Origin of the sequence: Streptomyces sp. NPDC047917 (assembly GCF_043204345.1) — a bacterium.
Lineage (GTDB): Bacteria > Actinomycetota > Actinomycetes > Streptomycetales > Streptomycetaceae > Streptomyces > Streptomyces sanglieri.
Window position 1 is genome coordinate 90294 of sequence record NZ_JBIDCA010000018.1, and the last position, 19735, is coordinate 110028.

Genomic DNA, 19735 nt, shown 5'->3' on the forward strand with positions numbered 1-19735 from the left:
CCCGTAACGGACCCGGATCAGCGGATCGCGAAGCCCTCGTAACCGCCGCGCGGGGTGTCCCATATCTCAGTGACTCCGTCCACGCGGCCGGGTGTGTCGTCCGAGCGCAGCCAGTCCAGCAGCCGGTGGCAATTCTCGCGCCGCCCCTCGGCCACGACCTGTACCCGGCCGTCGTCGAGATTCAGGGCGAAGCCGGTGAGGCCACCGATCTCCAGGGCGTTCGCCCTCGTGAACCAGCGGAATCCGACCTGCTGCACTCGGCCGCGCACCCATGCGGTGAGTCGTACATCTTCGTTCATGCCCGAACGCTAACCGTCCAATTGCCCTCCGGGCACGTCCCGCCGTGGGGCCATGGCGTACAGTCCCGACGCAATGGGATCACTCGAACGGGTGAGACGCGTTGACGCCGGAAGCGGCGTCCGGATCGTCGGAAGGGCTCGGTAGATGGGACGCCATCGACTCTCCGCCACAACTGCCACTGCCGAGGAGCAGGCGGGGGGTGCGGAACGCAGGCGGGGCGGGCACCGCAGGAAGCGGTCCGCGGCTCCGGTCCGTACCGGACTGGTCGGCCTCTCCGCGGCCCTGGCCGTGGGAGCCGTGGCGATGACCTCCGGCCTGCTGCCCGGCGGTGATACCTACACCTTGGGCGGTGGCGGCTCCGACCGGGTGCGCACCGAGGGCTCCCCGGATCTGCTGGGCCAGAGCGGCTCGTCCGCCGACCCGGCCGACCGCGGCACCACGTCCGACCCGGCCAGCCGCGGTATCGGCCGGGCCGGGGGCCCGGCGAAGGCCCAGTCCCCCACCGGATCCCCGTCCTCCGATTCCTCCTCGAAGGCGTCCGCGCCGGCCGAGGAGAAGAAGCCGTCCGAGTCCGCGTCGCCGAAGGCCCCTTCGGCCGGCAAGGGGAAGAGCGACACCCCCGCAGCCGAGAAGCCGTCGGCCGCGCCGAAGACCGCCGCTCCCGCCCCCCGCAGCGCCGCGGCCCCCGCCGACTCCTCCGCCCAGTCCGCGGTGCTCGCCCTGGTCAACCAGGAGCGCGCGAAGGTCGGCTGCAGCCCGCTGACCGCCAGTTCCTCGCTCGCCTCGCTCGCCCAGGACTTCAGCGAGGACATGGCCGTCCGCGGCTTCTTCGACCACACCGACCCCGACGGCCGCAGCCCGTGGGACCGCGCCTCCAAGGCCGGCGTACAGGGCCTCGCCGGCGAGAACATAGCCCGCGGCCAGGCGAACGCGCAGGCCGTGATGGAGTCCTGGATGAACAGCGAAGGCCACCGCGCGAACATCCTGAACTGCGACTACAAGACGCTCGGCGTCGGTGTGCACCGCGGCCCCGGCGGTCCCTGGTGGACCCAGGACTTCGGCTTCTGACCGTACGCCCGCACAGCGCTCACCCGCAGAAAGCGCAACCCTGCGGTGAGCGCTGTGCGGGCGTACGCTGCTCGGTATGGACGAGAACACCCGGCTGGACGCGCTCGCCTTCGACGTGTTCTCCAGACAGTGCCCCTCACGCGCCACGCTGGAGCACGCCACCGGACGCTGGGGCAGCCTGACGCTGGGAGCGCTGTACGAGGGCGGCTTCCGGTTCAACGAACTCCGCCGCCGGGTCGACGGGGTCAGCGAGAAGATGCTCTCCCAGACGCTCCACGCCCTGGAACGGGACGGCCTGGTGCACCGCGAGGCCCGGCCGACCAATCCGCCGCGCGTCGACTACGAGCTGACGCCCTTGGGCCGGCAGGTGGCCGAGCGGCTGCTGGCGCTGATCGAGCTCGTCGAGGGCCGGATGCCCGAGGTGCTCGCGGCCCGTACCCACTACGACGAGGCGCACCCCGGCCGTTAGGCGGTCGTGCGCGGCGGCCGCTGGCAGCGCGGGCAGAAGTAGCTGGAGCGGTTCATCCAGGGGCGGCGGCGCATGGGGGTGCCGCAGCGGTGGCAGGGCTCGTCCTCGCGTCCGTAGGCGTCGAGCGAGCGGTCGAAGTAGCCGGACTCGCCGTTCACATTGACGTAGAGGCTGTCGAAGCTGGTGCCGCCCTGATCGAGCGCCGCGGACATCACGTCGCGGACATGGCCGAGCAGCTCCGCGGACCTGGGGCGGGTGAGGGTCGCGGTCGGCCGGTCGTAGTGCAGTCTGCTGCGCCAGAGCGCCTCGTCCGCGTAGATGTTGCCGACGCCGCTGATCAGCGACTGGTCGAGCAGGGCCCGCTTCACGGTCGTGCGGCGCAGTCGCAGAGCCGTGTGGAAGGCGGCGTCGTCGAACGCCGGGTCCAGCGGATCACGGGCGATGTGCGCGATGGTGTCGGGCAGCCCCTCGGGGGTGTTCTCGTGGAGCGAGAGCCCGCCGAAGGTCCGCTGGTCGACGAAGCGGAGCTCGGTACCGAGGGAGTCCTCGAAACGGATCCGGACGCGCAGGTGCTTCTCGTCCGGTGCGTCCTGCGGCTGTACGAGCAGTTGGCCGCTCATCCCCAGATGGCCGAGGAGCGAGCTGGACGCGTCGTCCAGCGGCACCCAGAGGTACTTGCCGCGGCGCATCGCCGTTCCGAAGCGGGCGCCGCCGAGCCGGGCCGCGAAGTCCACGCCACCGGCGAGATGGCGGCGGACCGCACGCGGGTGCAGCACCTCGACGTCGCCGACGGTGCGGCCGGCGACCCAGCGTTCGAGACCACGTCGTACGACTTCGACCTCGGGCAGCTCGGGCACGGTATCGCTCCTGAAGGGATGCTCTGGAAAAAACAATACGGTTCTGGACAGGAAGAACCCCCCGGTGCACGAGGCACCGAGGGGTTCTCGGGGTCAGGCCGGAGCCGCGTCCGTGGTCGGTGCCGGGCCGGCCGGGGCGTCGGTGGCCCCGCCGTCGGCAGCGGCCTTCGCCGCGGCCTCCCGTTCCTCCGCGGCGGCGCTGATCTCGCGCCAGGCGGACTCCGCCGCCTGCTGCTCCGCTTCCTTCTTGCTACGGCCGGTGCCGGTGCCGTACGAGACACCACCGACGCGAGCAGCAGCAGTAAAGGTCTTCTCGTGGTCCGGGCCGGTCTCCGTGACGATGTACTCGGGGACTCCGAGGCTCTCGCCGGCGGTGAGCTCCTGGAGACTGGTCTTCCAGTCCAGGCCGGCACCGAGGTTGGAGGACCTGTCGATCAGCGGGTCGAAGAGCCGGTGCACCAGCTCCGAGGCCGCGCTGAGGCCCTGGTCGAGATAGACCGCGCCGATCACCGCTTCGAGCGTGTCGGCGAGGATGGACGCCTTGTCCCTGCCGCCCGTGCCCTCTTCACCGCGGCCGAGCCGGATGAAGGAGCCGAGTTCGAGGCCGCGGCCCACTTCCGCAAGCGCACGAGAGTTGACCACCGCGGCCCGCAACTTGGCCAGCTGGCCTTCGGGCAGGTCGGGGTGGGTGCGGTACAGCGTGTCCGTGACCACCAGTCCGAGCACCGAATCCCCGAGGAATTCGAGTCGCTCGTTGGTGGGCAGACCGCCGTTCTCGTATGCGTACGAACGGTGGGTCAGCGCACGCACCAGAAGGGCGGTCTCGAGTCGATACCCGAGCCGCCCTTCCAGAAGCGTGTGGGACGAGGCTGTGTTGACGTTGTCTGCCTTCTTCTTGGCGTTGGACAACTCAGACATCGGGCCTCTCACCAGCCGCTCAGACCTCGAGGACCTGGCGCTTGTTGTACGTGCCGCAACTGGGGCACGCGATGTGCTGCAGCTTCGGCTCCTGGCAACGCTCGCACGAAACCAGGGTGGGGACCGCAGCCTTCCACTGCGACCGGCGGTGGCGCGTGTTGCTGCGCGACATCTTCCGCTTCGGAACAGCCACGGCTACTTCTCCTGCTTCTCGTCGACGCCCGCTTCGGCGCCGCCCATGTTGTCCTTCTCGCCGTCCTGAACGGTGTCGGCGAGTCCCTGCAATGCCGCCCAACGAATGTCGACGGCATCATGGTGGTGACCCGGGTTCTCGTCCAGCCTGATTCCGCATTCGGAACACAGACCGGCACAGGACTCCCGGCACACCGGCTGCATCGGCAGTGCGAGCACCACCGCATCACGCAGCACTGGTTCGAGGTCGAACAGGCCGTCCTCGATGAAGAGCCTGTCCTCGTCGTCCTCGGCGTCGTCGGCCGGCTCCGCCTTGCTGCTGCGGCCCCGGTCATCGGCGTCAGGGTACGAGAACATCTCCTGGAAGTCCGCCGCGACCTCTTGGCGCAGCGGCTCCAGACACCTTACGCACTCCCCCTCGGCCGACGCACGGGCGGTGCCTGTGACAAGCACCCCTTCCATGACCGACTCAAGGCGGAGGTCCAGCTCCACGGGTGCGCCTTCCGGCACACCGATGACCCCTTCGATGCCGAGGACCGACGGCGGACCGGGTGCGTCCACCGTGCGGGAGAGCCGCTGGAGGGCACCGGGACGCCGGCCCAGCTCGTGCGTGTCGAACACGAGGGGGTTTCGGTGGTCGAGGTGGCCGTTCAGGGCTTTTCCTGCTTTCGAAATCATGTGCAACGCACATCGTGGGGAGGGCCGCCCGGATTCGGAGTCGAAACGGGCAGCTGGGATCGCGGACATACGCGCGACCGAAGAGCCAGGATACTGGACGCGCCGCCCAGCTCCCAATCCGGGCCGTCGAGGCCTCCGGCACCGGGCTCCGGCACCGGCGGCCCCGTCCGGTCAGCGCTCCTGTTCGTACCGGCGGAGCTGGTCCAGGTCGATCATGCTGGTGTCGAACAGACTGGTCTCGTCGAGGGCGCTCTCGCCCTGCGGCTGGAGCGCCTGCTGGGGCTGCACGGGCTGCTGCTGCCAGTTGTCGTAACCCTGCACGGGGACCTGGGACTGGACCTGGGACTGGTCGTAGCCCTGCTGCTGATAGGCCGCGGCGTACGGGTCCGGCTGCTGCTGGTACCCGTAGACGTCCTGCTGCGGCTGCTCCTGGTACGCGTAGGTCTCCGCGTAGCCCGGCTGGGCCTGGGCGGGGAAGTGCGGCTGGGGCTGCTGCTGCGCCGGCTGCGGCTCCGGGGTGGCGATCTCGGCGAGGCCGGCCCAGTGGTCCTCGTCGCTCATGTGCGTCTGGTTGCCTGCCGCATCCTGGGCGGCCACGTGCGCGCCGAGCTCGTCGGTGGCGACCCGGCCGTGCAGCTTCTGCCGGCCGCGGCCGACCGCCTCCAGGGTCTTGGCGAGCACCGCCTCGAAGGCGCCGAGCTTGGTGTCCACGTACTCGTCCGCCCGGCGCTGGAGCGTGGCCGGGTCGGTGCTGCGCTCGGGGGCCTCGGCGAAGTCCGGGTCCTCGTAGCCCTGCTCGTCGAAGGGCCGGCCCCGGCCGAGGAGCTTCTCGCGGCCGCGGTCGACGGAGCCGATGGTCTTGGTGAGGACGACCTCGAAGTTGGCGAGCTTGCTGTCGACGTACTCGTCGGCGTCGCCGCGTACCTCGGCGGCCTCCCGGCGGGCCTCGTCGAGAATGCGGTCGGCCTCGCTGCGGGACTGCCTGGCGATCTCGGTGTCGGAGATGAGCGAGGTGCGTTCGGCGCGGGCGGCGCCGATGATCCGCTCGGCCTCCTGGCGGGCCTGCTCGGCCAGCTGCTCCTGGCCGCCGATGAGCTCCTGGGCGTGGGCGAGCGAGCCGGGCAGGGCCTCGCGCACCTCTTCGAGCATCGCGAGCAGTTCGGCGCGGTTGACCACGCACGAAGCCGACATGGGCATCGACCGGGCGTTCCCGACCGTTTCGACGATCTCGTCGAGCTTCTTCTGCACGTCCACCGTGTGCTCGCCACTCTCTACAGCCGATTGGAGACGGACGGGACGACTGTACGGCCAGTCGGCGCCCGTCCGACACCTGGTGACGGACCGTCAGCCGCTCACTGCTGGGCGAGACGCCCGGTGAGGGCCTCGTGGACCAGCGGGGGGAGCAGATGGGAGACGTCTCCGCCCCAGGTCGCGACCTCCTTGACCAGGGAGGACGACAGGAAGCTGTAGGTGGGATTGGTCGGCACGAAGAGCGTCTCGACGCCGGAGAGGCCGTTGTTCATCTGGGCCATCTGGAGCTCGTAGTCGAAGTCGCTGACGGCCCGCAGGCCCTTCACGATCGCCGGGATGTCGCGCTGCTTGCAGAAGTCGACCAGGAGGCCGTGGAAGGACTCCACCTGGACGTTGCCGAAGTCCGTGGTGACCTGGCGGATCAGGTCGATCCGCTCGTCGACCGTGAACAGACCCTTCTTGGACTGGTTGATCATCACCGCGACGTGTACGACGTCGTACAGCTTCGAGGCGCGGCCAATGATGTCGAGGTGTCCATTGGTGATGGGGTCGAATGACCCCGGACAGACGGCGCGGCGCAACTTGATTCCCTCGCTCTCCGGTCCGGTCATCGTGCGTCTTCGCACGTAGAGGCGGCGCGACCGTACCAAAGCGTCCCTTCGCCGTAGCGACGGGCCCGCAACGGCTCGAATCCCTCGGGCCAGCCGAATTCTCCGCCTCTGGTGCTGCGTTCCACGGTGACGAGAGCATCGGCCGTGAGCCAGCCCTGAGCACGGAGTGTGAGCAGTATCTCGCCAAGATCGTCGTCGGTGACGGCGTACGGCGGGTCCAGGAACACCACGTCGTAGGGGTCTTCCGGTGCCGGTCCCGTCACGATCTGTTCGGCTTTGCCCGTACGGACCTCGGCGCCGGGCAGGCCGAGGGTGCGGACGTTGTCCCGGACGGTGCGGACGGCCCTGGGATCGGCCTCGACGAGCAGGGCGTGCGCCGCGCCCCGGGAGAGCGCCTCCAGGCCGACGGCCCCGGAGCCCGCGTACAGATCGGCGATACGGATGCCCTCCAGGCTGCCGAGGAGCGCCTCCCAGGTGGAGAAGAGGCCCTCGCGCGCACGGTCGGAGGTGGGGCGGGTGCCGGTGCCGGGCGGAACGGCCAGGCGGCGTCCGCCGGCCGAGCCGGCGATCACGCGGGTCATGGGTGTCTGGTCCTCGGTTCGTGGGCGGCCCGCGGGGTGCCGCGGCGACGTGCCACCCACGATATGGCGTGGCGGCCGATCGGGCCCCCGCACCCGGCGTACCCCGCCCCTCCCGGTCAGCCCTTGTCGAGGTACTGCTCGCGCTCCTTGTCGAGCAGCGCGTCCAGCGCGGACCGCAGCTGCGGCAGTCGTCCGAGCTCCGGGTCGGCGGCGACGATCGCGACGGCCTCCTCGCGCGCGGCGGCGATGACCTCCTCGTCGTCGATGACGGTGAGCATCCGCAGCGAGGAGCGGACCCCGGACTGGGCCTGGCCGAGGACATCGCCCTCGCGGCGCTGTTCCAGGTCGATCCGGGAGAGCTCGAAGCCGTCCAGGGTGGCGGCGACGGCGGAGAGGCGGGCACGGGCGGGACCGGCCTCATGGGCCTCGCTGACCAGCAGACAGAGCCCGGGGGCGGAGCCCCGGCCGACCCGGCCGCGCAGCTGGTGGAGCTGGGAGACGCCGAAGCGGTCGGCGTCCATGATCACCATGGCGGTGGCGTTGGGGACGTTGACCCCGACCTCGATGACGGTGGTGGCGACCAGCACGTCGACGTCGCCCGCGGCGAAGCGGCGCATCACGTCGTCCTTGTCGTCCGGGTTCATCCTGCCGTGCAGCACCTCGATGCGCAGGCCGGCCAGGGGGCCCTTGGTGAGCTGCTCGGCGATCTCCAGCACGGCGAGCGGCGGGCGCTTGTCGCCGTCGTCCTCGGGGGCCTTCTTCTTCGTCTTCTTCCCCGCCGCCTCGTCCTCGGCGTCGTCGCCGATGCGGGGGCAGACCACGTACGCCTGGTGCCCGTTCTCCACTTCTTCCCGGACCCGCTCCCAGGCGCGGCTGAGGAAGTGGGGCTTGTCCTTCGCGGGCACGACATGGCTGGCGATGGGCGAGCGGCCGGCCGGGAGCTGGTCCAGTACGGAGGTCTCCAGGTCGCCGAAGACGGTCATGGCGACCGTACGGGGAATGGGGGTGGCCGTCATGACCAGCAGATGGGGCGGCTGTTTGCCCTTCGAGCGGAGGGCGTCGCGCTGCTCGACCCCGAATCGGTGCTGTTCGTCGACGACGACCAGGCCCAGGTCGTGGAACTGCACCTTGTCCTCGATCAGGGCATGGGTGCCGATCACGATGCCGGCCTCGCCGGTGACGAGGTCGAGGAGCGCCTGGCGGCGGGACGCGACGCCCATCGAACCGGTGAGCAGCACCACCTTGGTGCCCTGCTCGGAGCCGCCGAGCATGCCGCCCTCGGCCAGCTCTCCCATCATCTCGGTGATCGAGCGGTGGTGCTGCTGGGCGAGCACCTCGGTGGGCGCGAGCATGGCGGCCTGGCCGCCCGCGTCGACGACCCCGAGCATGGCGCGCAGCGCGACCATGGTCTTGCCGGAACCGACTTCGCCCTGCAGCAGCCGGTGCATCGGGTGCTCGGTCGCGAGGTCGTCGAAGATCTCCCGGGATACCTTCTGCTGGCCCTCGGTGAGGGTGAAGGGCAGTTTGGCGTCGAAGGCGTCGAGCAGTCCGCCGGGCGTGGGTCTGCGGGCCACTGCCGGGAGCTGCGTGTCGGCGTACCTGCGGCGGGCCAGCGCGACCTGGAGGACGAAGGCCTCGTCCCACTTCAGCCGGTCCCGGGCCTCCGCGATGTCCGCCTTGGTCTGCGGCCGGTGGACCTTCAGCAGCGCCTCCGGGAGCGGGGTGAATCCGCGCCCCTCGCGCAGGGCCGGCGGCAGCGGGTCGACGACCTCCTGCGCGCTGGGCAGCACCGTGTCGACGGCCTTGGCGATCCGCCAGGAGTCGAGCTGCTTGCAGGCCGGGTAGATCGGCAGCAGCCGCCCGGCGAAGGCGTCCACCGCCTCCGTGGCCTCGGCCCCGTCGATGGACTCGGCGTCCAGAAGCTGGTACGTGGGGTGGGCGAGCTGCATCTTCCGGTTGAAGACGGAGACCTTGCCCGCGAACATCGCCCGGCGGCCGGGCAGCAGTTCCTTGTGCGGCTTGTGCACACCGTGGCCGAAGAAGACCAGCTGGAGCCGGCCGTGGCCGTCGGTGAGGGTCACTTCCAGGCGCTTGCCGCGGCCGTTGTTGAACATCAGGACGCGGGCGTCGGCGACCTGGGCGACCACCGTCACGTGCTCGTCCAGCGGGAGGTCGGCCAGCGCCGTGAGCCGGCCGCGCTCCTCGTACCGCCGCGGGTAGTGGTGCAGCAGGTCACCGACCGTGTGCAGGTCCAGGTGTTCGGCCATCACCTTCGCGGTGGCTCCGCCGAGCAGCTTCTTGAGGGGTTCATCGAACGCAGACACGCGATCCATTGCACACCACGGCACTGACAGATGTCCGGCGGACACCGTCCGGGCGTGCTGCTTCCGCCGTGCGTCCGGCCCGGCGGACCGGCCACCGGGGGTGTCCGGACGTCGGCGGGAGGACCGGCCCGGCCGGTGCCCCGGGTGCGGCGTGCTCCGCTACTCCACCCCGATGAGCAGCGGGGCGCGCTGGTGGCCGCCCCGGTACACCACGGTGTCCACCGCCAGATAGCCCTCGCGCACGTGCTCCTCCAGCGTGTCCGCGAGGCTGTCGGGAGTGTCCTCGCCCAGGACCAGGGTGACCAGTTCGCCGCCCGCCGCCAGCATCCGGTCGAGCACGTCGCGGGCGGTCCGCGGTACGTCCCCGCCGATCACCGCGACATCGCCGTCGATCAGTCCCAGGACGTCGCCGGCCTGGCAGATGCCCGCCATGGTCCAGGACTGCCGTTCGGCGAAGGCGAGTTCCGCGTAGCGGGTGGCGCCGGCGGCGGCGGTCATCGCCACCACGTCCTCGTCGAAGCTGCGGTCGGGTTCGTGGACGGCGAGGGCCGCGATGCCCTGGACGGCCGCCCTGGTGGGGATCAGGGCGACCCGGATGCCCTGGGCGCGGGCCTGTTCGGCGGCGGCCGCGGCGGTGTGGCGCAGCTCCGCGTCGTTGGGCAGCAGGACCACCTCGCGGGCGTGCGCCCGGTGGATCGCGTCGGCCAGTTCGCCGCTGGCGGGCGGTTCCCCGGGGCGGGCCAGGACCGTCGTGGCCCCGGCCTCCTTGCACAGGTCGCGGAGCCCGTCGCCGGGGACCACCACGACGACCGCGCGCTGCACGGGCTCGGTCTGCGGGTGCACCCGGTCCGCGCCGAAGTGGGTGATCCGGATCCGGTACGGCCGCCCCGCCTCGACCCCGGCCTCCACGGCCGCGCCCGCGTCGTCCACGTGCACATGGACGTTCCACAGCCCGTCGCCGCCCACCACCACGAGCGAGTCGCCGAGCCGGTCGAGCCGGGTCCGCAGCCGGCCCACCGCGTCGTCCGTGGCCTCCAGCAGGTAGATGACCTCGAAGGCCGGTCCGCCCTCCGGGTCGGCCTCCGCGCAGTCGTCCGGAACCGGAAGGACGGGCACCGCGGCCTGGCGGTGTTCGGGCGCCCGTCCGCAGACCGCCTCGACGAGCGCCCCGAGCACGGTCACCAGTCCTCGGCCGCCGGCGTCCACGACGCCCGCCCTGCCCAGGACCGCGAGCTGTCCGGGGGTCGCGTCCAGGGCCGTGCGCGCCCCTTCGTACGCCGCCCGTGCGACCGCCGTGGTCCCGGCGCCGCCCGCGGTGCGGGCGGCGGCCTCGGCGGCGGCGGCGGCCACCGTGAGCACGGTGCCCTCGACGGGGTGGGCCACGGCCTGCCGGGCCGCGGCGGCGGCGACGGCGAGCGCCTCGCGCAACCGGTCCGCGTCATGGCCGTCGGCCAGCACTCCGGCCATTCCGCGCAGCAGTTGGGCCAGGATCGTGCCGGAGTTCCCGCGGGCGCCGATCAGGGCGCCGTGCGCCATGGCGCGTACGGCGTCGGCCGTCGCGGGCACCGTCCCGCCGGTCTCGTGGCCGGCGAAGACCGCTTCGACGGCCTGGGCCGCGGACTCCACGGTGAGATAGAGGTTCGTCCCGGTGTCCCCGTCGGCGACGGGGTACACATTGATCGCGTCGATCGCCTCGCGCTCCCGGCCCAGCGCCTCCAGGGCCAGTGAGCACCAGGTACGCACCGCGACGGCGTCCATGTCGTCGGCGGTCTGCGGCACCTGTCGGTCCTCCTCGGATTCGGCCGTGGGCGGCCGGCTGCATCGCAGAGTAGCCCCCCGCGCACCGGGTCCGGCGGGAACAGGGGGCGGGAGGGGGTCGGTGAAACCCATGGTAGTTTCGTTCTACCGACGCAGCCGTTGTATGCTGCTTCGGTTGCCCGATGAGAGTCGGGCCATCCCTCCGGCACCGCCACTTCATTCAATTGATTCCGGCGCGCCGGATTTCACTGTAAGTGCATCTGAAGTCTTTGGAGTGACCCGTGGCTGCCAACTGCGACGTCTGCGGCAAGGGGCCGGGCTTCGGCAACAACATTTCGCACTCGCACCGCCGTACGTCCCGTCGCTGGAATCCCAACATCCAGCGCGTGCGTGCCGTGGTCGGTCGGACGCCGAAGCGGCTCAACGTCTGCACCTCGTGCATCAAGGCCGGCAAGGTCGCGCGCTGACGTTCCCGTCGTAGCGCAGCCTTCCGGTTGCCCAAAAAGCCGGTCCACCTCGGTGGACCGGCTTTTTGCTGTGCCCGGGCCCCTCATCCGTTGCGGGTCCGCCAGCCGTGGTCGACCGGGCCGATCCCGGCGCCCAGCGGGAAGCCCGCCATGATCGCCCCGGTGACGTACGCCTTCGCGTGCCGCACCGCCGTGGGCACCTCCTGTCCCAGGGCCAGTCCGCAGGCGATGGCCGAGGCCAGGGTGCAGCCGGTGCCGTGGGTGTGGCGGTTGTCGTGCCTGGGGGCGGGCAGCCAGTGCTCATCGGTGCCGTCGGTCAGCAGGTCGACGGGGTCGCCCGGCAGATGACCGCCCTTGATGACGGCCCAGCGCGGCCCGAACTCCAGCACCGCGGCGGCCGCCCGCCGCATTCCGGCCTCGTCCTCGACGCGGACTCCGGTGAGCTGTGCCACCTCGTCCAGGTTGGGGGTGGCGACCGCGGCGACGGGCAGGAGTTTCGTCCGTACGGAATCGAGCGCCTCGGCGGCCAGCAGCGGATCGCCGTGCTTGGAGACGCCGACCGGATCGACGACGGCCGGGGCATCGGTGGCGGCGAGGAGTTCGGCCACGGTCTCCACCAGGACGGCCGACGACAGCATCCCGGTCTTGACCGCCTGCACCCCGATGTCGTCCACCACACTGCGGTACTGGGCGCGCACCGCCTCGGCCGGCAGTTCCCAGGCGCCCTGCACCCCCAGCGAGTTCTGGGCGGTGACGGCGGTCAGCACGCTCATTCCGTGCACGCCGTGCGCCAGCATCGTCTTCAGGTCGGCCTGGATGCCCGCACCGCCGCCGGAGTCGGATCCGGCGACGGTGAGCACACGGGCGGGTATAGCAGCAGAAAGGGGCATGCGCCGAATCTACTGGGCGTCCTCGATGTCCCCGAAGTGGTCCCAGCCGCTCTTGCTGGTCCACGGCGCCCCGTCGACCGTCACCTGCGGCAGCGCGGACGGGTTGAGCACCTCGCCGATCACCTTCCAGCGGGCGGGCAGCTTCACGTCCGGCGGGAAGGTGGCGACGATCGCGTGGTCCTCGCCGCCGGTCAGTACCCACTGGAGCGGGTCGACGCCGACGGCCTGGCCGATGTCGGACATCTGCGAGGGGATGTCGATGAGCCCGGAGCGCAGATCGATCCGGACCTTGCTGGCCTCGGCGATGTGCCCGAGGTCGGCGACGAGCCCGTCACTCACGTCCGTCATGGCGGTGGCGCCGAGCCCGGCGGCCGCGGGGCCGGCGTGGTACGGCGGTTCGGGACGCCGGTGGGCCTCGACGAAGGCGCGCGGCGAGCGGAAGCCGCGGGAGAGCACCGCGTATCCGGCGGCGGACCAGCCGAGCCAGCCGGTGACGGCGACGACGTCGCCGGGCTGGGCGCCGGAGCGGGTGACCGGCTCGTGGTTGCGCAGGTCGCCCAGCGCGGTGATCGAGACGGTGATCGTCTCGCCGCGCACCACGTCTCCGCCGACCACGGCCGCGCCCGCGACCTGGCACTCGTCACGGATGCCGTCCATCAGTTCGCCGGCCCAGGTGACCGGGAGTTCGGCCGGGACGACCAGGCCGAGCAGCAGCGCGGTGGGCACCGCGCCCATGGCGGCGATGTCGGCGAGGTTCTGGGCGGCGGCCTTGCGGCCGACGTCGTACGCCGTCGACCAGTCCCGGCGGAAGTGCCGGCCCTCCAACAGGATGTCCGTACTGGCCACGACCCTGCGGTCGGGAGCGGTCACCACCGCGGCGTCGTCGCCGGGGCCGAGCCGTACCGCCGGAGTGGTGGTGAGCCGGGAAGTGAGCTCCCTGATGAGCCCGAACTCCCCCAACTCGCCCACGGTTCCCTTCACCGAGTCTCACCTCTCATCTATCGCGCCGGACGCTCGTCCGGGCTGCTTCGGCGGCCGGGGGTCCGCGCCATGGACCGGCCGCCGCCCCGGGGAGCGGTCCGCACCGCTGGTCAACGCCATGCCCGTCCCCCTTCCGGACCGCTGCGCTTGCGGTCGCGGGCCGTCACTGCTGTCGGTACTGTCAAGAGATACGTCAACCTGGGGCTTGTGTACGCCACGCTGCGGGCGTCAACGCCCCCCAGGTCTCCCCGCGGCACGCGGCAACGCGATACCGTGGCGTCCCTTTCTCCCCCACATGATCCTCGTGGCCACCCTGGAGGTTCCGTGGTACAGGCGTACATCCTTATTCAGACCGAGGTGGGCAAGGCGTCGACCGTCGCCGAGACCATCGCCAGAGTTCCGGGAGTGATCCAGGCAGAGGACGTCACCGGCCCCTACGACGTGATCGTGCGCGCGCAGGCCGACACGGTCGACGAACTCGGCCGCATGGTGGTCGCCAAGGTCCAGCAAGTGGAGGGCATCACCCGAACCCTGACCTGCCCGGTCGTCCATCTGTAGTCCCGTCTACGCTGGGCCGGTGACATCATCGCGCCGGCTCTGGCACCCCGTGTTCCTCGGTACGTCCGTCGCCGCGCTGCTGCTGGCCGCGACGGGCTGCTCCTCAACGGACGCCGCGGTGTCGATCACGGTTCCCACGCCGTCCCCGGAAGCCGCGGCCTACTGCCGTGCGCTGCACAAGGAGCTGCCGAAATCCGTTGCCGGACTCGACCGCGGTGATGCCGAGCCGAGGTCCGAGCTGACCGCCGAGTGGGGGGACGGGGAGATCGTACTGCGCTGCGGTGTCCCTCGGCCCGCGAAGATGGACGACCCGATGGCGAAGGGCACCGAGGCGAACGGGGTCAACTGGCTGCTGGAGCAGTCCGAGGGCGCCGGTCCGCGCTTCACGACGACCTACCGCAAGGCGTACGTCGAGGTGACGCTGTCGGCGGCGTACGCGCATGACGCGAGCCCGCTGGCCGCGTTCGCCCCGGCCGTCAGCAAGGCGGTTCCCGGGCTGTAGGGCGTGTGCTCCCGGGCGGGAGCACACGCCCTGCGGCGCGGGACCGGGCTCAGCGCAGTCCGGTCGGGCGCCTCAACGCCGCCTGGATCAGCCGGTCCACCAGCTCCTGGTAGCTGACGCCGCTCTCCTGCCACATCCGCGGGTACATGGAGATCGGGGTGAAGCCCGGCAGGGTGTTGATCTCGTTGATCACGAAGGTGCCGTCCTCGGTGAGGAAGAAGTCGGCACGGACCAGCCCCTCGCAGGACGTGGCCTCGAAGGCCTCGATCGCGAGCCGCTGCACCTCGGCCGTCTGCTCATCGGTGAGCGGCGCGGGCAGGATCCCGGAGGCCGAATCGATGTACTTGGCCTCGAAGTCGTAGAAGTCGTGCGAGGTCACCGGCGGGATCTCGGCGGGCACGCTGGCGCGCGGACCGTCCTCGAACTCCAGCACCCCGCACTCGATCTCGCGGCCCCGCAGCAGCGACTCGACCAGGAACTTGGGGTCGTGGCGGCGGGCCTCCTCGATCGCCTCGTCGAGCCCGGAGAGGTCGTCGACCTTGGTGATGCCGAAGGACGAGCCGGCGCGTGCGGGCTTGATGAAGAGGGGCCAGCCGTGCTCACCGGCGAAGTCCACGATGCGCTTGCGGGCGCCGGAGGGGTCGTTGTCCCATTCGCGGGGACGGACCACGAGGTACGGGCCGACCGGCAGCCCGAAGGAGATGAAGACCCGCTTCATGTACTCCTTGTCCTGGCCGACCGCCGAGGCGAGCACACCCGCGCCGACGTAGGGCACACCGGAGAGCTCCAGCAGCCCCTGGAGCGTGCCGTCCTCGCCGTACGGGCCGTGCAGCACGGGGAAGACGACGTCGACCTCGCCGAGCGCCTTGGGGACCGAGCCGGGCTCGCTGTACACCACTTCGCGGCTGCCGGGGTCGACGGAGAGCACCACGGCGCCCTCGGTGGACTCGGCCAGCTGGGCCACCTCCGGCATCTTCCGGTCCGTGATGGCCATGCGTTCGGGTTCGTCCGCGGTGAGCGCCCAGCGGCCGTCCGTCGTGATGCCGATCGGCAGGACGTCGTACTTGGTCCGGTCGATGGCGTTCAGGACGGCGCCGGCCGTGACGACCGAGATGCCGTGTTCGGAGCTGCGGCCGCCGAACACGACGGCCACACGCGGCTTGCGGAGCTGCTGCTCCGGGCTCTGGGGGAGGTTCTCGCTGCTCATATCGCGTTGAGCGTACCTGCTGGTACCACTTGAGTCAGCGCGGCCGGGGCGGCCGGAGCGGTGACCGGGAAGGTTCACCGCTCCGGCCGCCCCGGCCGGTCTCAGCGCCGCTCGGGCTTCGCGCTGCGCGACATCAGCTCGGCCAGCGCGACCATCGGAGGCTTGCCCTCGTGGACGATGCCGACGACCGTCTCGGTGATCGGCATGTCGACGCCGTGCCGGCGCGCCAGATCGAGCACCGATTCGCAGGACTTGACGCCCTCGGCGGTCTGGCTGGTGACGGCGATGGTCTCCTGGAGCGTCATGCCGCGGCCGAGGTTGGTGCCGAAGGTGTGGTTGCGCGAGAGCGGCGAGGAGCAGGTCGCCACCAGGTCGCCGAGGCCCGCAAGTCCGGAGAAGGTCAGCGGGTCGGCGCCCATGGCCAGGCCGAGGCGGGTCGTCTCGGCGAGGCCGCGGGTGATGAGCGAGCCCTTGGCATTGTCGCCGAGGCCCATGCCGTCGGCGATGCCGACCGCCAGACCGATGACGTTCTTCACCGCGCCGCCGAGCTCGCAGCCGACCACGTCGGTGTTGGTGTAGGGGCGGAAGTACGAGGTGTGGCAGGCGGTCTGGAGGCGCTGGGCCACGGACTCGTCCCGGCAGGCGACGACGGCCGCCGCCGGGCGGCGTTCGGCGATCTCCCTGGCCAGGTTGGGGCCGGTGATGACGGCGACCCGGTCCGCGGAGACCTTGGTGACGTCCTCGATGACCTCGCTCATCCGCTTCGCGGTGCCGAGTTCGACGCCCTTCATCATCGAGACGAGAACGGTGTCGGAACCGAGGTGCGGGGTCCAGTCGGCGAGGTTGGCGCGCACGGTCTGCGAAGGCACCACGAGGACGGCGAAGTCGGCGCCGTCCAGCGCCTCGGCGGCGTCGGTGGTGGCCCGCACCGATTCGGGGAGCTCAATTCCCGGCAGGTAGTCCGGGTTGGTACGGGTCGTGTTGACGGCCTCGGCGATCTCGGCGCGGCGGCCCCAGAGGGTGACCTCGCAGCCCGCGTCCGCGAGGACCATGCCGAAGGCCGTACCCCATGAGCCGGTTCCGAAGACGGCCGCCTTTGCGGGGTGCGTCACTTGGGTCCCTTTCCTTCTGCCTTGCGCCGCTGCTCCGCACGGGCCTTGCGATGGTCGTAGGGCTCTGCGGGGGCCTGCTCGCCCCGCACGATCTCCAGCTGCGCGGTCACCGCGGCCATGATGACCTCGGTCGCCTCGCGCAGGACGTCGGGCGTCGGCTCCCGGCCGTAGAACCTGGAGAGGTCCACGGGCGGTCCGGCCTGCACCTGAAGGGTCTTGCGGGGGAACAGCCGGAGCTTGTCCTCCTTGGCGTACGGCGGCATCGCGAAGTTGGCGCCCCACTGGGCGACGGGGATGACCGGGGCCCTGGTCATCAACGCGACGCGGGCGGCACCGGTCTTGCCGGCCATCGGCCACATGTCGGGGTCGCGGGTGAGGGTGCCCTCCGGGTAGAAGGCGACACATTCGCCGCGCTCGATGGCGTCGACGGCGGCCCGGAAGGCGTCCAGCGCGTTGGTCGTCTCGCGGTAGACCGGGATCTGTCCGGTGCCGCGCAGCATCATTCCGACAAAGGGGGTCTTGAACAGGCCCGCCTTGGCGAGAAGCCGCGGCACCCGTCCGGTGTTGTACTGGAAGTGACCGTAGGAAAGCGGGTCCAGATAGGAGTTGTGATTGACCGCGGTGATAAATCCACCGTCGGCCGGAATGTGTTCCATCCCCCGCCAGTCACGCTTGAACAGAACCACCAACGGCGGTTTTGCGATGACCGCCGCCAGGCGGTACCAGAAGCCGATTCTGCGGCGGGACACTCGGACACCTTCCTCTAAGGACCTGAACTCTGCCTGGCTACCGACGGTCAAGTCTCGCCCCAGGCCCCTGCTCTGTCGAGAACACCGTACGCCCCGCTTTCGGGACCGACCCTCCGGGTTCTCGCACCGGACAGGCGAGAATAGGCGGCGACGCGCATCGAGGGGGAGATCGCCACGAACACCGACCCGACAAGTCTTTGGTCCCTGGTCGTCCCGTTGAAGCCGCTGGCGCGGGCCAAGAGCAGGCTGACGCCCGCGACCGGGGCCGGACTGCGCCCCCGGCTCGCCCTCGCTTTCGCCCGGGACACCGTGGCCGCCGTCCTGTCCTGCCCGGCGGTGCTGGATGTGGTGGTAGTCACGGACGACCCGGAGGCCGGGGCGGCCCTCACGGCGGCCGGGGCGCGGATCGTCCCCGACGCACCCGGCCGCGGACTCAACGCCGCGCTGGCACACGGTGAGCGGGCGGCGCGGGCCGGGCGGCCCCGGGCCGCGGTCGCCGCACTCAACGCGGATCTGCCCGCGCTGCGCCCCGCGGAATTGGCCCGGGTACTCGATTATTCCGCCGAATTCCACCGCGCATTTGTGACCGATGCGGCAGGAATCGGTACAACATTTCTGTCGGCCGGGCCGGGGGTGGAATTGCGCCCGGCTTTCGGCGGACCTTCCCGGGCTCGGCACCTGGAGTCCGGTGCGGTGGAAATCGATCTGACCGGCATCGATTCGGTCCGCCAGGACGTGGACACCGGCGACGATCTGCGGGCGGCGCTGGCCCTGGGCGTCGGCGCGCACACGGCGGAGCACTGGGCCGCCGGAGCCCCGGGCGCCGAGCACGCGACGACCCCCTGAGAGCGGCCCCGACCGATAGGCTGCCGTCCATGCAGGCGACCTCGTACACCTACGACCCCGAGACCCGCACCGGCAGCGTGCTGCTCGACGACGGCACCCCGGTGGAATTCGACGCCCGGGCCTTCGACGCGGGCGGTCTGCGGCTGCTGCGTCCGGGGCAGCGGGTGCGGATCGAGGGCAGCGGAGAGGGTGCGCGGCTGCGGATCACCCTGGTGACCCTCCAGACCTTCTGAGGTCCGCGAACCTTCCGGGGACCGCGCGCGAAAGCGCCCACAACAGCCCGCGGGCCGGGCTCCCCGAGGGGAGCCCGGCCCGGCGCGTGTGAGTAGCCCTGTGCTGCTCGGTCTCACTTCTTCCGTGCGGTGGCCTTCTTCGCCGTGGTCTTGCGCGCCGTGGTCTTCTTGGCGGGCGCCTTCTTGGCCGTGGCCTTCTTCGCGGGCGCGGTCTTGCTGGCGGTGGCCTTCTTGGTGGCCGTCGCCTTCTTCGCCGCCGCCGCGGTGGTCTTCTTCGCGGGCGTCGCCTTCTTCGCCGCCGCCGCGGTGGTCTTCTTCGCCGTGGTCTTCTTGGCCACGGTGGTCTTCGCCGCCGTGGTCTTCTTCGCCGTGGCCTTCTTCGCCGTGGCCTTCTTCGCGGCGGCCTTCTTGGCGGCGGCCTTGGTCGTCGTACGGGTGGAAGGACCGCCAGAGAGGCTGCCCTTGGGCGCCTTCTTCACGGACACCTCGCCGCCCTTGGGGAGCTTCTTCGAGCCGCTCACCAGGTCCTTGAAGCCCTGTCCCGCACGGAAACGGGGAACCGAGGTCTTCTTGACCCGCACGCGCTCGCCCGTCTGCGGGTTGCGGGCGTAACGGGCCGGGCGGTCGACCTTCTCGAACGAGCCGAAGCCGGTGACCGAGACCCGGTCCCCCGCGACAACCGCACGGACGATCGCGTCGAGTACCGCGTCGACGGCGTCGGCGGCCTGCTGGCGGCCTCCGACCTTGTCGGCAATCGCTTCTACGAGCTGCGCCTTGTTCACGTCTTCCCCTTCGGAGACATTGCCAGAACGAAAGTGTTCAAGCGTTTTCGCACGTTAGGCAGATATATACCGCAAATCAAACACGAAACGGGCTAATCACCCTAGTGCCGCAACGAAGTCGACCGCTGCGCAGTTCCGCAGAGTCAGTCACCTTCGGGGAATCGGCCCTCATCGAGGTCCTTCATCAACCGGTCCAGACGCCTTGCCGCATCCGGGAGATCGTGCTTAGCCGCGGCCGTGATGACCAACAGCTTCCGGGACAGCGCCATCCTTACGCCCTCCGGGACTTGCAGTGCGCGCACTCTTGTGTGCGCTTCCTTCAATCGGTCGGCGACTTGGCCGTAAAGCTTGAGTTGGCTGTCGCGTTCCATGCACCGATTGTGCCATCTGGGGCGAGTTGT

The 19735-nt window shown here is 70.8% G+C and carries 24 protein-coding genes; 7 read left to right on the forward strand and 17 right to left on the reverse strand.

Translation table 11 applies throughout. From position 1 onward, the window contains the following. Window positions 1–17: 17 nt before the first annotated feature. Window positions 18–299: an acylphosphatase gene (locus tag ACGF8B_RS36120; protein WP_026242487.1), complete on the reverse strand. Its 282-nt coding sequence runs from the start codon at window positions 297–299 to the stop codon at window positions 18–20. A 145-nt stretch (window positions 300–444) separates the two neighbouring features. Between ACGF8B_RS36120 and ACGF8B_RS36125 the strand changes: the two genes are divergently transcribed. Together ACGF8B_RS36125 and ACGF8B_RS36130 are read left to right on the forward strand one after the other, a co-directional pair. Then, entirely contained in the window at window positions 445–1368 is a 924-nt protein-coding gene (locus ACGF8B_RS36125) for a CAP domain-containing protein (RefSeq protein WP_392746561.1), read from the forward strand. 76 nt (window positions 1369–1444) lie between these two features. Then, window positions 1445–1837, forward strand: a complete 393-nt coding sequence (locus ACGF8B_RS36130; protein WP_392746563.1) for a winged helix-turn-helix transcriptional regulator — start codon at window positions 1445–1447, stop codon at window positions 1835–1837. On the opposite strand, the gene mutM is transcribed toward ACGF8B_RS36130, so the two are convergent. From mutM to ACGF8B_RS36175, 9 genes are all read right to left on the reverse strand, one after another. Then, window positions 1834–2694, reverse strand: coding sequence for a bifunctional DNA-formamidopyrimidine glycosylase/DNA-(apurinic or apyrimidinic site) lyase (gene mutM, locus ACGF8B_RS36135; protein WP_342280581.1), 861 nt, complete (start codon window positions 2692–2694; stop codon window positions 1834–1836). The genes ACGF8B_RS36130 and mutM overlap by 4 nt on opposite strands. A 93-nt stretch (window positions 2695–2787) precedes the next feature. After that, the gene (gene rnc, locus ACGF8B_RS36140) at window positions 2788–3612 is read right to left on the reverse strand and encodes a ribonuclease III (RefSeq protein ID WP_342280580.1); all 825 of its coding nucleotides are present in this window, start codon (window positions 3610–3612) and stop codon (window positions 2788–2790) included. Between the two features lie 19 nt (window positions 3613–3631). Next, window positions 3632–3805, reverse strand: a complete 174-nt coding sequence (gene rpmF / locus ACGF8B_RS36145; protein WP_003965982.1) for a 50S ribosomal protein L32 — start codon at window positions 3803–3805, stop codon at window positions 3632–3634. A gap of 2 nt (window positions 3806–3807) precedes the next feature. Next, the gene (locus ACGF8B_RS36150) at window positions 3808–4482 is read right to left on the reverse strand and encodes a DUF177 domain-containing protein (protein WP_342280579.1); all 675 of its coding nucleotides are present in this window, start codon (window positions 4480–4482) and stop codon (window positions 3808–3810) included. Window positions 4483–4653: 171 nt separating this feature from the next. After that, window positions 4654–5736 (reverse strand): cell division initiation protein, encoded by a 1083-nt coding sequence (locus ACGF8B_RS36155; protein ID WP_392746565.1) that lies wholly within the window; start codon window positions 5734–5736, stop codon window positions 4654–4656. A gap of 98 nt (window positions 5737–5834) precedes the next feature. Beyond that, entirely contained in the window at window positions 5835–6314 is a 480-nt protein-coding gene (coaD, locus tag ACGF8B_RS36160; protein ID WP_392746698.1) for a pantetheine-phosphate adenylyltransferase, read from the reverse strand. A gap of 26 nt (window positions 6315–6340) precedes the next feature. Next, the gene (rsmD, locus tag ACGF8B_RS36165) at window positions 6341–6925 is read right to left on the reverse strand and encodes a 16S rRNA (guanine(966)-N(2))-methyltransferase RsmD (RefSeq protein ID WP_392746567.1); all 585 of its coding nucleotides are present in this window, start codon (window positions 6923–6925) and stop codon (window positions 6341–6343) included. A gap of 116 nt (window positions 6926–7041) precedes the next feature. After that, complete coding sequence (gene recG, locus ACGF8B_RS36170; protein ID WP_392746569.1) at window positions 7042–9258, reverse strand: ATP-dependent DNA helicase RecG; 2217 nt, start codon at window positions 9256–9258, stop codon at window positions 7042–7044. A 150-nt stretch (window positions 9259–9408) separates the two neighbouring features. Next, a complete protein-coding gene (locus ACGF8B_RS36175; protein WP_392746570.1) occupies window positions 9409–11028 on the reverse strand; it encodes a DAK2 domain-containing protein in 1620 nt (539 codons plus the stop codon). 260 nt (window positions 11029–11288) lie between these two features. Here ACGF8B_RS36175 and rpmB point away from each other — a divergent pair, with 260 nt between their 5' ends. Further along, the gene (gene rpmB / locus ACGF8B_RS36180) at window positions 11289–11474 is read left to right on the forward strand and encodes a 50S ribosomal protein L28 (RefSeq protein WP_030928661.1); all 186 of its coding nucleotides are present in this window, start codon (window positions 11289–11291) and stop codon (window positions 11472–11474) included. 83 nt (window positions 11475–11557) lie between these two features. Here rpmB and thiD read toward each other — a convergent pair whose 3' ends face one another. Both thiD and ACGF8B_RS36190 read right to left on the reverse strand, forming a co-directional pair. Further along, a complete protein-coding gene (thiD, locus tag ACGF8B_RS36185; protein WP_392746572.1) occupies window positions 11558–12364 on the reverse strand; it encodes a bifunctional hydroxymethylpyrimidine kinase/phosphomethylpyrimidine kinase in 807 nt (268 codons plus the stop codon). A 9-nt stretch (window positions 12365–12373) separates the two neighbouring features. Next, entirely contained in the window at window positions 12374–13345 is a 972-nt protein-coding gene (locus tag ACGF8B_RS36190; protein WP_259934913.1) for a thiamine-phosphate kinase, read from the reverse strand. Between the two features lie 324 nt (window positions 13346–13669). Here ACGF8B_RS36190 and ACGF8B_RS36195 point away from each other — a divergent pair, with 324 nt between their 5' ends. Both ACGF8B_RS36195 and ACGF8B_RS36200 read left to right on the forward strand, forming a co-directional pair. Continuing rightward, window positions 13670–13903, forward strand: coding sequence for an Lrp/AsnC family transcriptional regulator (locus ACGF8B_RS36195; RefSeq protein ID WP_072487263.1), 234 nt, complete (start codon window positions 13670–13672; stop codon window positions 13901–13903). 19 nt (window positions 13904–13922) lie between these two features. Continuing rightward, entirely contained in the window at window positions 13923–14405 is a 483-nt protein-coding gene (locus ACGF8B_RS36200; RefSeq protein WP_392746575.1) for a DUF3515 domain-containing protein, read from the forward strand. 49 nt (window positions 14406–14454) lie between these two features. Here the strand turns inward: ACGF8B_RS36200 and ACGF8B_RS36205 are convergent, their stop codons facing one another. From ACGF8B_RS36205 to ACGF8B_RS36215, 3 genes are all read right to left on the reverse strand, one after another. Then, entirely contained in the window at window positions 14455–15612 is a 1158-nt protein-coding gene (locus tag ACGF8B_RS36205) for a D-alanine--D-alanine ligase family protein (protein WP_392746577.1), read from the reverse strand. A gap of 101 nt (window positions 15613–15713) precedes the next feature. Continuing rightward, complete coding sequence (locus ACGF8B_RS36210) at window positions 15714–16724, reverse strand: NAD(P)H-dependent glycerol-3-phosphate dehydrogenase (protein WP_392746578.1); 1011 nt, start codon at window positions 16722–16724, stop codon at window positions 15714–15716. Further along, entirely contained in the window at window positions 16721–17473 is a 753-nt protein-coding gene (locus ACGF8B_RS36215) for a lysophospholipid acyltransferase family protein (RefSeq protein ID WP_392746580.1), read from the reverse strand. The genes ACGF8B_RS36210 and ACGF8B_RS36215 overlap by 4 nt, the downstream gene beginning before the upstream one ends. A gap of 156 nt (window positions 17474–17629) precedes the next feature. Here ACGF8B_RS36215 and cofC point away from each other — a divergent pair, with 156 nt between their 5' ends. Together cofC and ACGF8B_RS36225 are read left to right on the forward strand one after the other, a co-directional pair. Further along, a complete protein-coding gene (cofC, locus tag ACGF8B_RS36220) occupies window positions 17630–18319 on the forward strand; it encodes a 2-phospho-L-lactate guanylyltransferase (protein WP_392746700.1) in 690 nt (229 codons plus the stop codon). 29 nt (window positions 18320–18348) lie between these two features. Next, window positions 18349–18552: a hypothetical protein gene (locus ACGF8B_RS36225; protein WP_266911658.1), complete on the forward strand. Its 204-nt coding sequence runs from the start codon at window positions 18349–18351 to the stop codon at window positions 18550–18552. A gap of 113 nt (window positions 18553–18665) precedes the next feature. On the opposite strand, the gene ACGF8B_RS36230 is transcribed toward ACGF8B_RS36225, so the two are convergent. Both ACGF8B_RS36230 and ACGF8B_RS36235 read right to left on the reverse strand, forming a co-directional pair. Further along, window positions 18666–19334, reverse strand: coding sequence for an HU family DNA-binding protein (locus ACGF8B_RS36230; protein WP_392746581.1), 669 nt, complete (start codon window positions 19332–19334; stop codon window positions 18666–18668). 143 nt (window positions 19335–19477) lie between these two features. Then, a complete protein-coding gene (locus ACGF8B_RS36235; RefSeq protein WP_072487271.1) occupies window positions 19478–19705 on the reverse strand; it encodes a hypothetical protein in 228 nt (75 codons plus the stop codon). Between the last annotated feature and the right edge of the window lie 30 nt (window positions 19706–19735).

Coding starts and splice junctions, on each gene's coding strand:
- ACGF8B_RS36130 (WP_392746563.1), top strand. CDS start 1,445: ATGGACGAGAACACCCGGCTGGACGCGCTCGCCTTCGACGTGTTCTCC.
- rnc (WP_342280580.1), bottom strand. CDS start 3,612: ATGTCTGAGTTGTCCAACGCCAAGAAGAAGGCAGACAACGTCAACACA.
- ACGF8B_RS36150 (WP_342280579.1), bottom strand. CDS start 4,482: ATGATTTCGAAAGCAGGAAAAGCCCTGAACGGCCACCTCGACCACCGA.
- ACGF8B_RS36205 (WP_392746577.1), bottom strand. CDS start 15,612: ATGAGCAGCGAGAACCTCCCCCAGAGCCCGGAGCAGCAGCTCCGCAAG.
- ACGF8B_RS36120 (WP_026242487.1), bottom strand. CDS start 299: ATGAACGAAGATGTACGACTCACCGCATGGGTGCGCGGCCGAGTGCAG.
- ACGF8B_RS36125 (WP_392746561.1), top strand. CDS start 445: ATGGGACGCCATCGACTCTCCGCCACAACTGCCACTGCCGAGGAGCAG.
- recG (WP_392746569.1), bottom strand. CDS start 9,258: ATGGATCGCGTGTCTGCGTTCGATGAACCCCTCAAGAAGCTGCTCGGC.
- thiD (WP_392746572.1), bottom strand. CDS start 12,364: ATGCCCCTTTCTGCTGCTATACCCGCCCGTGTGCTCACCGTCGCCGGA.
- rsmD (WP_392746567.1), bottom strand. CDS start 6,925: ATGACCCGCGTGATCGCCGGCTCGGCCGGCGGACGCCGCCTGGCCGTT.
- ACGF8B_RS36225 (WP_266911658.1), top strand. CDS start 18,349: ATGCAGGCGACCTCGTACACCTACGACCCCGAGACCCGCACCGGCAGC.
- ACGF8B_RS36235 (WP_072487271.1), bottom strand. CDS start 19,705: ATGGAACGCGACAGCCAACTCAAGCTTTACGGCCAAGTCGCCGACCGA.